Consider the following 12587-nt stretch of genomic DNA (forward strand, 5'->3'; position numbering starts at 1 on the left):
CTAGCCGGACTTGTAAGCAAGGTTCCAGCCTCGACATCTGCAGTTATCGAGTTGCTTTAGTAGTGACTGGCGAGGGTTTCAGCCGTTCCTTTTTTATGACCTTTGATCGCGTTATTGCCAAATGGAAGGTTGAATGCGGAATAAATGCTAATAACCTCTATACGGAAAGGCTAAAATGCGCGCCCGGCTAACCGCTGATCCTTTTCTAACGCGCCCCACAAGGTTCGCTACGTGATCGAGTTTCAAAACGTCCACAAAACCTACCGCGTCGCCGGTAAGGATATTCCCGCCCTGCACCCGACCAGTCTGACGATTGAGAACGGTCAGGTCTTCGGCCTGATCGGTCATTCTGGAGCGGGAAAAAGTACTCTGCTGCGTCTGATCAATCGCCTGGAGAACTCCAGTGGCGGCAAGATCATCGTCGACGGCGAGGAAGTCACGGCGCTCGACGCCAACAGCCTGCGACGTTTCCGTCAGCAGGTCGGGATGATTTTCCAGCACTTCAACCTGCTGGCGTCCAAGACCGTTGCCGACAACGTTGCGTTGCCACTGACCCTCGCGGGCGAACTGACGCGCAGTGAGATCGATCAGCGTGTGGCCGAGTTGCTGGCGCGGGTGGGTTTGTCCGACCACGCCAAAAAGTACCCGGCGCAGTTGTCCGGTGGCCAGAAGCAGCGTGTGGGTATTGCCCGCGCTCTGGCAACCAAACCAAAAATTTTGTTGTGCGATGAAGCCACCAGCGCCCTGGACCCTCAGACCACGGCGTCGGTCCTGCAACTGCTGGCCGAGATCAACCGTGAGCTGAAGCTGACCATTGTCCTGATCACTCACGAAATGGATGTGATCCGTCGGGTCTGCGACCAGGTGGCGGTCATGGACGCTGGTGTGATCGTCGAGCAAGGCTCGGTGGCCGAGGTGTTCCTGCATCCCAAGCACCCGACCACCAAGCGTTTTGTGCAGGAAGACGAGCAGATCGACGAAAGCGAACAGCGCGACGATTTCGCTCACGTGCCGGGTCGTATCGTGCGTCTGACCTTCCAGGGCGAAGCGACCTACGCGCCGTTGCTGGGAACTGTCGCTCGGGAAACGGGCGTGGACTACAGCATCCTGGCCGGTCGTATCGACCGTATCAAAGACATCCCCTACGGGCAATTGACCCTGGCGGTTACCGGCGGCGATATGGAGGCGGCGTTTGCCCGCTTCACCGCGGCTGACGTCCACATGGAGGTGCTGCGCTGATGGAAGCCCTGACAAGTTTCTTCGCCAATATCGACTGGTTCGAAATCTGGCTGGCCACCGGCGACACTCTGCTGATGCTCGGCGGTTCGCTGTTGTTCACCGTGCTGTTGGGCCTGCCACTGGGTGTGCTGCTGTTCCTTTGCAGCCCGCGTCAGTTGCTCGAGGCCCGGGGCGTTTACGCGATGCTGTCGCTGGTGGTGAACATTCTGCGTTCGCTGCCCTTCATCATTTTGCTGATCGTGATGATTCCGTTCACCGTGTTGATCACCGGCACCTCGCTGGGTGTTGCCGGTGCAATTCCACCGCTGGTGGTGGGCGCCACGCCGTTCTTCGCGCGTTTGGTGGAAACCGCTCTGCGTGAAGTGGATCGCGGCATCATCGAAGCCACCCAGGCGATGGGCGCGACGACACGTCAGATCATCACCAATGCCTTGCTGCCGGAAGCCCGCCCGGGCATCTTCGCGGCGATTACGGTGACAGCAATTACACTGGTGTCCTACACGGCGATGGCCGGCGTGGTGGGTGCGGGCGGTCTGGGCGACCTGGCGATCCGTTTCGGTTACCAGCGTTTCCAGACCGATGTAATGGTGGTCACCGTGGTATTGCTGCTGGTGCTGGTTCAAGTGTTGCAAACCGTTGGCGATAAGCTGGTCGTACACTTTTCGCGTAAATAAGCTTTTGTCATTAAATGCATGAGCCGGCCATTCGCTGGCAGGCGCCGCAAACAGGCGCCGCACAAGGAGTTAGCTGAATGAAAAAACTACTCGTCGCGTTCGCTGCCGTTGCAGCCTTTTCCGCCCACGCCGACACCCTGACCGTCGCGGCCACCCCGGTCCCGCACGCGGAAATCCTCGAATTCGTGAAGCCGGCCCTGGCCAAAGAGGGCGTGGACCTGAAGGTCAAAGTCTTCACCGACTACATCCAGCCAAACGTGCAAGTGGCCGAAAAACGTCTGGACGCCAACTTCTTCCAGCACCAGCCGTACCTCGATGAATTCAACAAGGCCAAGGGCACGAACCTGGTTTCTGTAGGTGGTGTGCACCTGGAACCGTTGGGCGCTTACTCCAGCAAGTACAAAGCGCTGACCGAATTGCCGGGCGGCGCCAACGTGGTGATCCCGAACGACGCCACCAACGGGGGCCGCGCGCTGTTGCTGCTGGCGAAGGCTGGCCTGATCAAGTTGAAGGATTCGAACAACATCCTGTCGACCGTCAAGGACATCACCGAAAACGCCAAGGATCTCAAGTTCCGTGAACTGGAAGCCGCGACCATCCCACGCGTGCTGACCCAGGTCGACCTGGCGCTGATCAACACCAACTACGCGCTGGAAGCCAAGCTTGATCCGGCCAAGGATGCGCTGGTCATCGAAGGCAGCGATTCGCCGTACGTGAACATCCTCGTGGCCCGTCCGGACGACAAGGACAGCGAAGACATGAAGAAGCTGGTTGCGGCGCTGCACAGCCCGGAAGTGAAAGCCTTCATTCTCGAGAAGTACAAAGGCGCGGTCGTGCCGGCGTTCTGATCTGAAGCTGTAACGACAAATGGGGCGCATTGAATGCGCCCCATTTTTTATGCCTGAAACACCGAAACCTTGTGGGAGCGAGCTTGCTCGCGATAGCGGTCTACCAGTCAACATTGATGTTGAATGTACAGGTCCGATCGCGAGCAAGCTCGCTCTCACAGGTTCTGTCCTGTTACTTGCGGTTAAGCATCACCGGCAACTGCGCCACCAACTTGGCGTTGTTCAACGGCGCCCGAATAAACCCGCGCTGCGTTCCATCCGGCCCGATCACGGCCAGGTTGCCGCTGTGATCAACCGTGTAATTCGGCTTGCGGGTGTCTGCCGGAATAAAGGGAATGCTCACCGCATTGGCCAGTTTCTGGATGTCCTCCACCGACGACGCCGTCAGCCCCTGAAACTGCGGATCGAAGTAGCCCAGGTATTGCTTGAGCTGCTTGGGCGTGTCGCGGTTCGGATCGACACTCACCAGAATGATCTGCAACTTATCCACAGCCTCCGGCGGCAATTCGCTCTTGATCTGGCGCAACTGGGCGAGGGTGGTGGGGCAGATGTCCGGGCAGAAGGTGTAACCGAAGAACAGCAGACTCCACTTGTCTTTCAGCGCATTGACCGCCACCGGTTTGCCGTCCTGATCGGTCATCGTCACGTCCGGCAGGTTACGGCTTTGCGGCAACAGGATGATTCCGGCGTCAATTAACGCGGTCGGGTCGCCCTGGCCTTTGCCGGACAGCACTTTATTGATGGTCAGGCCCAGAACCAGCGCGATCAGGGCGACGAGGATGAAGACGGTTTTCTGAGTTCGGGTCATAGGTTCAACAGTAAGTAGTGGTCTACGAGCAGCGCGATAAACAGCAGGAACAAGTAGTAAATAGAGTACTTGAACGTGTTGATCGCCGCGTGCGGCCGAGTGCCACGGTACAGCACCACGGCCCATTGCAGAAACCTCGCGCCCAGTCCCAGCGCGCAAATCAGGTAGAGGATGCCGCTCATGTGGATCACGTACGGCATAAGGCTCACGGCCAGCAGCGCGAAGGTATAAAGCAGGATGTGGATTTTGGTGTAGTGCTCGCCGTGGGTCACTGGCAGCATCGGGATGTCGGCCTTGGCGTATTCCTCTTTGCGATGAATCGCCAGCGCCCAGAAGTGCGGCGGGGTCCAGGCGAAGATGATCAGCACCAGCAGCAGCGGTTCGGCGCTGACGTGGCCGGTGGCTGCGGTCCAGCCGAGCAGCGGCGGGGCGGCACCGGCCAGACCGCCAATGACGATGTTCTGCGGCGTCGCGCGTTTCAGGAAACCGGTATAGACCACGGCGTAACCGAGCAGGGAAGCCAGCGTCAGCCAAGCCGTCAGTGGATTGGTAAACGCCAGCAACAAAGCCTGGCCTAGCACCGCCAGCACCAATGCGAACGTCAGCGCCGCCGTCGGTGAAACCCGGCCTTCGGCCAAGGGACGCTTGTGGGTGCGCGCCATGACTGCATCGATTCGCCGGTCCACCACATGGTTGACCGCCGCCGCCCCACCGGCACACAACGCAATCCCCAGATTGCCAAACACCAGCACCGTCCACGGTACCCCGGCGCGGGTCGCGAGAAACATGCCGACCAGTGAGGTGATGAGCATCAGCACCACCACTTTTGGCTTGGTCAGCTCCAGGTAGTCACGCCAGATCGCCTGACTTTGACGTGCGCCGATCAGAGTCGCCATGGCATCTCTCCTTTTATTGTTATGGGCCCGGCTGAGTGTTTGCGCGGGCTGAAGCGCCAGCGTGTCTTTTGTTTGACCCGAACCAGACGGGTTCTCGCGTGGTAATTGACCAGCACCATCGTCAGCAATAGCGCTGCCCCACCGGCATTGTGAGCGACGGCCACCGGCAGTGGCAGGTGGAACAACACGTTGCTGATGCCGAGGGTGATTTGTGCAGCGAGAGCGATCAGCACCAGCCCGGCGAGTCGGGTCATGCCGACCACTTTCAGTTGCCACGCCAGACCGAGCAGCACCATTGTGACCAGCAGCGCACCGATACGATGAGTGACGTGAATCGCCGTGCGAGCATCGCTGTCGAGCTGCCCGCCAAGGTAATTGGGGCCGATGTGTTGGGTCAGGTGAAAGCCGTTGGCGAAGTCCGCCTGGGGCAGCCATTGCCCATGGCAGGTCGGGAAGTCGATGCAGGCCACCGCCGCGTAGTTGGAGCTGACCCAGCCACCGAGGGCAATTTGCAGGATCACCAGCAGTAACCCGGCCGTCGCCCAGTACTGCAAGCGCCGGGGCACGGTCAGCGCTGGCAGCACGCCGGACAGGCGCAAGGTCAGTAGAAACAACAGACTGAGCGTGGCAAAACCACCGAGCAAATGCCCGGTCACCACTTGCGGCCACAACTTGAGCGTCACCGTCCACATGCCGAACGCCGCTTGGGCAATCACCACCGCCAGCAGAAACAACGGCAACTTCACCGGTTGGCCCGGATGCCGGCGATGGACCCAGGCACGACCGGCCAGCACCGAAATCAACAAACCCAGCGTGCCGGCGAAGTAGCGATGAACCATCTCGTTCCAGCCCTTGTGGGCTTCGACGGGTGCATCGGGAAAATGCAGTTCGGCATGGGCCAGTTGGGCTTCGCTATTCGGCACGCTGATAAAGCCATAGCAGCCGGGCCAGTCCGGGCAACCGAGGCCGGCGTGGGTCAGGCGGGTGTAGGCGCCAAGCAGCACCACAATCAGTGCCAGCAAGGTGGCAAACAACGCGAGGCGAAATCCAGGTTTGGCCATGACGGATGCCCTTATCCGATGTTCGACAGTTTCAACAGATGACGCAGATCGTTGAGCAGGTCCTTGCCCTTCACGGTCGGGCCGTAGCGCAGCACCAGATTGCCGTGCGGGTCGATGATCCACAGCTGCGGCACGGTTTGATCGCCCGTGGTCTTGCTGAACGTGGTCAGGTCCATGGGATAGCGTTGCAGTTGTGGGTATTCACGGGTCAGCTTGGCGTCGTAGTCGCTGCTCAGTGGTTGCGCGGCTGCCAGTGCATGGCTGGCGCGGGACGCGTCGCGGCCGAGGCCGATCTGGATTTGTCGTGCCAGATACACCAATTGCTGGCAGTCCACCGAGCAGTCCTTCGGTGCGGTGACCAGCAACTGCCAGCGCTCCTCCTGAGCCTGTACACCGAGGTCTGCGCGGGTCTGGCCGTTGCCGATCAGTTCGCCGTGATAGCTGCGACCCTCTGGCACCCAGAACTGCAGTTTGTACATGCCGGTGGCGAGGATCATCGGACCGATCACCCCAAGCAGGATCAGCAACAACTGCAAGCGACCCTTGCGCCGATTCGCCGGCGTTTTCGCCTCAGACGTGCTGGGTGGATTCATGGCCGCTCCCATGGTGTTTCTCCTTTGCGTTGTGCCAGCCGAGATAGAGATAGAGGCCAAGCAGGGCGATCGACAGGGCGAACCACTGCACGGCATAAGCGATGTGTTTTTCCGGCCCCATGGCCACCACCGGCCAGTCGGCCTGGTAGGACGCGGGGCCGGTTTCTGCGCGTAATTCGTAGGCAAAACCTTCACGGTCCAGCGCCCCCCAGAGCTTCGAAGGCTCGACGGTGGTGACTAACCGAGGCCAGGTCGTGGTGTTCGGATCAGCCTGTAATTGAAAGGCCGCGCCGGGCGAAACATAGACCCAGGCCTCCAGGCTCAATGCTTGAGTCGGTGTGGTGAATTGCGCGGGGATGCGCCGGTCCGGCCATGGCAGCCAGCCGCGATTGACCAGTAGCCACAACCCTGTCACCTGATCTTGAAACGGTTGCAGCAGCTCGACGCCCACCTTGCCGTCGCGCTGACGGTTGTCCAATAACAGGCTGTGCGCCGCATCGAACTGGCCGTGCAGGCGAACCCGGCGAAAGGCCGGATCCTCGGTGTGTGGCAGTTCAGTGCTGGGCATCGGTGCGGCGGCACGGCGCTCGGCGTAGGTGTGCAGCAGCGCGCTTTTCTCCGCACCCCGGCTCAGTTGCCAGAAGCCGAGCGACACCAGCAACGGCAGCAGGAGGGCGACCACCAGCGTTGGTACGACGCCCGGCCGAAAGCGCTTCATGGCGTCGCCAGAAAGTCGGTAGTCGCGATAGCTATACTCAAGTGCATCGCCTGTCCCCCGGAGTTCCACCATGCTCAAAGCAGCCATCGTCCTGATGCTGATTGCCACGGTTGTCAGCCTGTTCAGCGGCCTGTTTTTTCTGGTCAAGGACGGCAGCAGCTCGAACCGCCTCGTCATTGCCTTGAGTGTTCGCGTTGCCCTGGCCGCCATCACCGTCGGCTTGATCGCCTGGGGGTTTCTCAGCGGCCAGTTGGTGTCGCATGTGCCCTGGTAGAACCTCAGAGCACGTAGACGAAAACGAACAGCCCGATCCACACCACGTCCACGAAGTGCCAATACCAGCTCGCTGCCTCGAAGCCGAACTGGTGCTCGTTATCGAAGTGCCCGCGCATGACCCGCATCAGCATCACGAACAGAATGATGGTGCCCATGGTGACGTGGGCACCGTGGAACCCGGTCAGCATGAAAAACGTCGCGCCGTAGATACCGGAACCCAGGGTCAGGCCCAGTTCCTTGTAAGCATGGATGTACTCTTCGGCCTGAAAGCCAAGGAACGCGCAACCCAGTAATACGGTGATCGCCAACCAGATTTTCAGCGCCCCGCGATGGCCTTTTTTCAAGGCGTGGTGGGCGATGGTCACGGTCACGCTGGAACTCACCAGCAACACGGTGTTAAGCAGCGGCAGGCCCCACGGACTGATGACTTCCTTCGGCGGCGGGAACAGTTTCGAGTCAGGGTTGTTCAGCAACGGCCAGACGAACTCGAAGTTCGGCCAGAGCATATGAGCCAGGCCTTTGGCGCCTTCGCCGCCGAGCGCCGGACCGGAGACTTGCCGCACATAAAACAGCGCACCGAAGAAGGCGATGAAAAACATTACCTCCGAAAAGATGAACCAGCTCATGCCCCAGCGAAACGAACGATCCATCTGCGCGCTGTATAAGCCGCTGCGACTTTCCTTGATCACCGTGCCGAACCAGCCGAACAGCATGTAAGCCAGCAACAGGCCGCCGACGGAAAAGATCAGCGGGCCGTGGGATTCCGGCCGCGCAGCCTTCAGGTCGTTGAACCAGGTCGCCAGGCCGAACACGGTGACGAACATGCCGACCGTGGCGATGATCGGCCACTTGCTCTGGGTCGGTACGTAATAGTGCTCATGAGTTGCCATTTATTGTTCTCCTTATCGGGCACGCTCAGCCGCCAGTATTTACAGCCACCGGCGGATGTCGGGCGGTGATATCGAACAGCGTGTAGGACAGCGTCAGGTGCTTCACATCCTTGGGCATGTCACGGTCAACGATGAAACGCACCGGCATCTCGATCCGTTGACCGGGCTGCAGCACTTGCTGGGTAAAGCAGAAACATTCGGTCTTGTGGAAATATGCCGCGGCGTTGCTCGGCGCGATGCTCGGCACGGCCTGGGCGCTCATTGGCCGATCGGTAGGGTTGTGCGCGATGAAGATCATCTCGTTCACCGCGCCCGGGTTGGCGGTCAGTTCGTCGCTCTTGGGATAGAAGTCCCAGGACATGTCGGCGGAGTTGGTCGACAGGAACTGCACGCGGACTTGCCGCGAAGTATCGACGGTTTGCTCGCCTTCATATTGCCCGGCGGTCTTGCCGTTGATGCCGAACGCCTTGCACATCACGTCGTAAATCGGCACCAGAGCGAACCCGAAGACAAACATCGCCACCACCACCAGCAACAGGCGCGTGACCAGCTTCTTCATCGAAATAGAATCAGCCATGATTTCTAACCTCTACACCTGCCCCTGTAGGAGCGAGCTTGCTCGCGATGGTCGTCAACGATAACGCTGGAGACCTGATACCCCGCGTCGCTCTCAGGTTTTTCGCGAGCGAGCTCGCTCCTACAGGGCTGAGGCTGTTCATTTCACTTCCGGCGGCGTGGTGAAGGTGTGATATGGCGCCGGTGACGGGATGCTCCACTCCAAGCCTTCGGCCCCATCCCACGGTTTGGCCGGTGCTGGCTCGCCGCCGCGAATGGTCTTGATCACGATGAACAGGAAGAAGATCTGCGTGGCGCCAAACATGAACGCACCGATCGACGACACCATGTTGAAGTCGGCGAATTGCAGGTTGTAGTCAGGAATACGCCGCGGCATACCCGCCAGACCCACGAAGTGCATCGGGAAGAACGCCATGTTCATGCCGATGAAAGAGAGCCAGAAATGCAGCTTGCCGAGGGTTTCGTCATACATGTGGCCGGTCCATTTCGGCAGCCAGTAGTAGGCCGAGGCGAAGATCCCGAAGATCGCCCCCGGGACCAGTACATAGTGGAAATGCGCGACCACGAAGTACGTGTCCTGGTACTGGAAGTCCGCCGGGGCGATGGCCAGCATCAGCCCGGAGAACCCGCCGATGGAGAAGAGGATCACGAACGCCACGGCGAACAGCATCGGCGTCTCGAAGGTCAGCGAGCCTTGCCACATGGTACTGGCCCAGTTGAACACCTTCACCCCGGTCGGTACGGCAATCAGCAACGTGGCGTACATGAAGAACAACTCGCCCACCAGCGGAATGCCGACCACGAACATGTGGTGCGCCCAGACGATGAACGACAGGAACGCGATGCTCGCCGTCGCATAAACCATCGAGGTGTAGCCGAACAATGGCTTGCGCGAGAAGGTCGGAATGATCGAACTGACAGCGCCGAAGGCCGGCAGGATCATGATGTACACCTCGGGGTGCCCGAAAAACCAGAACACGTGCTGGAACAACACGGGATCACCGCCACCGGCGGCACTGAAGAAACTGGTGCCGAAGTGAATATCCATGAGCATCATCGTCACGCAACCCGCCAGTACCGGCATGACTGCGATCAGCAGGAACGCGGTGATCAGCCAGGTCCAGACGAACAGCGGCATTTTCATCAGCGTCATGCCGGGGGCGCGCAAGTTGAGGATGGTCGCGATCACGTTGATCGCACCCATGATTGAACTGATCCCCATCAAGTGGATAGCGAAGATAAAGAACGTCACGCTTTCCGGCGCGTAGGTCGTCGACAGTGGGGCGTAAAACGTCCAGCCGAAGTTCGGTCCACCGCCGGGGGTGAACAGAGTGGACACCAGCAGAATAAACGCCGCCGGCAGCAGCCAAAAGCTGAAGTTGTTCATCCTTGGCAGGGCCATGTCCGGTGCGCCGATCATCAGCGGAATCATCCAGTTGGCGAGGCCGACAAACGCCGGCATCACCGCACCGAACACCATTACCAGGCCGTGCATCGTGGTCATCTGGTTGAAGAATTCCGGCTGGACGATCTGCAAACCGGGCTGGAACAGTTCGGCGCGAATCACCATCGCAAACGAACCGCCCAACAGGAACATGGAAAACGCGAACCACAGGTACAGTGTGCCAATGTCCTTGTGGTTGGTGGTCAACACCCAGCGCATCAGGCCTTTGGCGGGACCGTGGGCGTGGTCGGCATGACCATGGTCATCGATGACGGCGCTCATGGCGTGTCTCCTGCAAACAGATGGGCTGGGCAGGCCGGGGCTCGCAGCCCCGACCGGTTCCTTATATGCGCAATAGACCGGGTCATTTGCTTTCCGCCTGTTTCAGCTCCAGCACTTCTTTAGGTGTGACCATGTCGCCTTTGTTGTTGCCCCAGGCGTTACGTTCGTAGGTCACGACCGCTGCGATATCGACTTCCGAGAGCTGTTTGCCGAACGCTGCCATGGACGTGCCAGGCTTGCCGTGGAAGACGATGTTCAGGTGATCCTTGATCGGTCCGGTGGCGATTTTCGAGCCTTTGAGCGCCGGGAACATCGGCGGCAAGCCCTGGCCTTCAGCCTGGTGACAGGCAACGCAAGAGGTGTGATAGACCTTGTCGCCGCGCTCCTTGAGCTCGTCAAGGGTCCATTCCTTGCTGGTCAACTCTTTGAGCTGCAGGGCCTCGGCCTTGCGTTCGCCCAGCCAATTTTCGAAGTCGGCCTTTTCCTTGACCTCAACCACGATCGGCATGAAGCCATGGTCCTTGCCGCACAATTCGGCGCACTGCCCACGGTAAAGGCCGGGCTTGTCGATGCGGGTCCAGGCTTCATTGACGAACCCCGGGATCGCATCGCGCTTGACCGCGAAGGCAGGCACCCACCAGGAGTGGATGACGTCGGCGGAGGTCACGAGGAAACGCACCTTGGCGCCAATCGGCAGCACCAGCGGCTTGTCGACCTCGAGCAAGTAATGCTCGCCCTTGGCTTCCTTGTTATGGATCTGATCGGCGGGCGTGGCCAGATTGCTGAAAAACTCGACGTCCTGGCCCAGGTATTTGTAGTGCCATTTCCACTGATAGCCGGTGACCTGGATATCGATATCCGGCTCACTGGCGTCGTACATCTTGATCAGGGTCGCGGTGGCAGGAACCGCCATGGCCACCAGAATCAGGAAGGGCACGATGGTCCAGAGGATTTCGACGGTAGTGCTTTCATGGAATTTCGCGGCCACCTGCCCCGTCGAGCGGCGGTGGAGGATCATCGACCAAAACATGGCGCCGAAGACGATGATGCCGATCACTACACAGATCCAGAAAATGGTCATGTGCAGGTCGAATACTGCGTGACTGATTTCAGTCGCTCCAGGCGCCATATTCACAGTCCAGGCGGCTTGCGCCTGACCGAAAATCGACCACAACAGGAGGCCCATCCAGACGTGTGGATGTCGCATCATTGCGGGTTCCCCTTATCGTTCTTGTTATCCCGCCGGCTTTCACCTGCGGCAAGGGAGCGGCTTTTTCAGACTACGAACTTGAATCGCCGGCCTTGCTGCGTGCGCAGTCGGGCGTCATCAGCTAACTCCATTCCCACCCGAGTATAGACAGCGACTGGCACCTCGCAATGTGACGGCGTAAATGATCTGAAACAGCCGGGACTTGCGTTCCAGGTCCCGAATGGAGAAGGATGCGGACGAGTGGTGGCAAATGGATATAACTTTGGTGTCTCAAGGATGAAACAATTATGACAAATGCGTCTTAGCCTTTTTCGTAAGCCAGCTAAGTTATGTCTTCCCTATTTCATTGCCTTTGTTTCCTGGAGTTTTCATGAACACCGCCGCATTGCGCGAGCAGATCCAAAAAGCCCAACAACACGAGGCCGAGACTGGCCTGTTGACGCGTCAACTGGAAAGTAAACTGCCTCAGCTGCACCCATCGATTCAGTTACCGGAGGCTGACGCCAACGGCGTGCTGACGCGTTTTGTCATCGCCTACATCAATGAGGTTCCTGATCTGCTGGATGCAGCCAACGAAGTCGCCAGGGAAGCGGGTATCGAGTCACAGATCAAACCGGTGCTGAAAATTGCCGAACAATACTTTCTCCAGCCGCCGGACATCATGGCCGGTCACGTAGGGCTCGACAGCCTGCTGGACGAAGCCTATCTGGCGCATCGGTTGGTTGAAGAGGTCAACGACCTGTACATCAAGCACTTAGGCCAGCCACTGATCCCCTTGGACATGACTGTCGCCAACCTGATTGCTCACCAACTGATAGGTGAGGAGTTTGCCAACCAACTGGATGAAGTGGTGCACCACGCGGTGGACAACATGCTTGACGACGATAGCTTTGCGCTGGAGTCGGTGGAGGCCTACCGCGAGAAGCTCAGCAGCCCGGATACCGGCGCTGCGTGGAAGCGCTGGCCGTGCATGTCGCGCCGGTTGGGCGTGGGCCTTGAGCTAGACCAGCCTGCTGCGTAAATCCAAAGGCCACCCCCGTAACAAATGTGGGAACGGGCTTGCTCGTGAATG

Annotated in this window: 14 protein-coding genes; 5 read left to right on the forward strand and 9 right to left on the reverse strand. The window is 59.3% G+C overall.

Annotated elements, in window-relative coordinates:
• Positions 1 to 231 precede the first annotated feature (231 nt).
• From ACYZT9_RS01240 to ACYZT9_RS01250, 3 genes are all read left to right on the forward strand, one after another.
• The gene (locus ACYZT9_RS01240; RefSeq protein ID WP_462008198.1) at positions 232 to 1239 is read left to right on the forward strand and encodes a methionine ABC transporter ATP-binding protein; all 1008 of its coding nucleotides are present in this window, start codon (positions 232 to 234) and stop codon (positions 1237 to 1239) included.
• A complete protein-coding gene (locus ACYZT9_RS01245; protein ID WP_462008199.1) occupies positions 1239 to 1913 on the forward strand; it encodes a methionine ABC transporter permease in 675 nt (224 codons plus the stop codon). The genes ACYZT9_RS01240 and ACYZT9_RS01245 overlap by 1 nt, the downstream gene beginning before the upstream one ends.
• 77 nt (positions 1914 to 1990) lie before the next feature.
• Positions 1991 to 2761: a MetQ/NlpA family ABC transporter substrate-binding protein gene (locus tag ACYZT9_RS01250; RefSeq protein WP_462008200.1), complete on the forward strand. Its 771-nt coding sequence runs from the start codon at positions 1991 to 1993 to the stop codon at positions 2759 to 2761.
• 172 nt (positions 2762 to 2933) lie between these two features.
• Here the strand turns inward: ACYZT9_RS01250 and ACYZT9_RS01255 are convergent, their stop codons facing one another.
• Genes ACYZT9_RS01255 through ACYZT9_RS01275 form a run of 5 tightly spaced genes read right to left on the reverse strand, consistent with a single transcriptional unit; the run spans position 2934 to position 6837 of the window.
• Positions 2934 to 3569 (reverse strand): SCO family protein, encoded by a 636-nt coding sequence (locus tag ACYZT9_RS01255; protein WP_462008201.1) that lies wholly within the window; start codon positions 3567 to 3569, stop codon positions 2934 to 2936.
• Complete coding sequence (gene cyoE, locus ACYZT9_RS01260; RefSeq protein ID WP_462008202.1) at positions 3566 to 4465, reverse strand: heme o synthase; 900 nt, start codon at positions 4463 to 4465, stop codon at positions 3566 to 3568. The genes ACYZT9_RS01255 and cyoE overlap by 4 nt, the downstream gene beginning before the upstream one ends.
• Positions 4453 to 5526: a COX15/CtaA family protein gene (locus tag ACYZT9_RS01265; protein ID WP_462008203.1), complete on the reverse strand. Its 1074-nt coding sequence runs from the start codon at positions 5524 to 5526 to the stop codon at positions 4453 to 4455. The genes cyoE and ACYZT9_RS01265 overlap by 13 nt, the downstream gene beginning before the upstream one ends.
• Before the next feature lie 11 nt (positions 5527 to 5537).
• Positions 5538 to 6131 carry a hypothetical protein gene (locus ACYZT9_RS01270; protein WP_462008204.1) on the reverse strand — a complete coding sequence of 198 codons (594 nt, stop codon included), beginning with the start codon at positions 6129 to 6131 and terminating at the stop codon, positions 5538 to 5540.
• On the reverse strand, positions 6097 to 6837 hold the full coding sequence (locus ACYZT9_RS01275) for an SURF1 family protein (RefSeq protein WP_462008205.1): 741 nt from the start codon (positions 6835 to 6837) through the stop codon (positions 6097 to 6099). Before ACYZT9_RS01275 ends, ACYZT9_RS01270 begins: the two co-directional genes overlap by 35 nt.
• Before the next feature lie 70 nt (positions 6838 to 6907).
• Between ACYZT9_RS01275 and ACYZT9_RS01280 the strand changes: the two genes are divergently transcribed.
• Positions 6908 to 7111, forward strand: coding sequence for a twin transmembrane helix small protein (locus ACYZT9_RS01280; RefSeq protein ID WP_462008206.1), 204 nt, complete (start codon positions 6908 to 6910; stop codon positions 7109 to 7111).
• 4 nt (positions 7112 to 7115) lie between these two features.
• Here ACYZT9_RS01280 and ACYZT9_RS01285 read toward each other — a convergent pair whose 3' ends face one another.
• The 4 genes from ACYZT9_RS01285 to coxB all read right to left on the reverse strand — a co-directional run bounded on the left by ACYZT9_RS01285 (position 7116) and on the right by coxB (position 11515).
• Complete coding sequence (locus tag ACYZT9_RS01285) at positions 7116 to 8003, reverse strand: cytochrome c oxidase subunit 3 (RefSeq protein ID WP_462008207.1); 888 nt, start codon at positions 8001 to 8003, stop codon at positions 7116 to 7118.
• A 25-nt stretch (positions 8004 to 8028) separates the two neighbouring features.
• Positions 8029 to 8580, reverse strand: a complete 552-nt coding sequence (locus tag ACYZT9_RS01290; RefSeq protein WP_462008208.1) for a cytochrome c oxidase assembly protein — start codon at positions 8578 to 8580, stop codon at positions 8029 to 8031.
• Positions 8581 to 8718: 138 nt separating this feature from the next.
• Positions 8719 to 10305: a cytochrome c oxidase subunit I gene (ctaD, locus tag ACYZT9_RS01295; protein WP_461956485.1), complete on the reverse strand. Its 1587-nt coding sequence runs from the start codon at positions 10303 to 10305 to the stop codon at positions 8719 to 8721.
• An 82-nt stretch (positions 10306 to 10387) separates the two neighbouring features.
• A complete protein-coding gene (gene coxB / locus ACYZT9_RS01300) occupies positions 10388 to 11515 on the reverse strand; it encodes a cytochrome c oxidase subunit II (RefSeq protein ID WP_462008209.1) in 1128 nt (375 codons plus the stop codon).
• Positions 11516 to 11885: 370 nt separating this feature from the next.
• On the opposite strand from coxB, the gene ACYZT9_RS01305 reads away from it, so the two are divergent.
• Positions 11886 to 12536 (forward strand): hypothetical protein, encoded by a 651-nt coding sequence (locus ACYZT9_RS01305; RefSeq protein WP_462008210.1) that lies wholly within the window; start codon positions 11886 to 11888, stop codon positions 12534 to 12536.
• Positions 12537 to 12587: the final 51 nt, after the last annotated feature.

The sequence above is a fragment of the Pseudomonas sp. ZT5P21 genome (genome assembly GCF_054897785.1).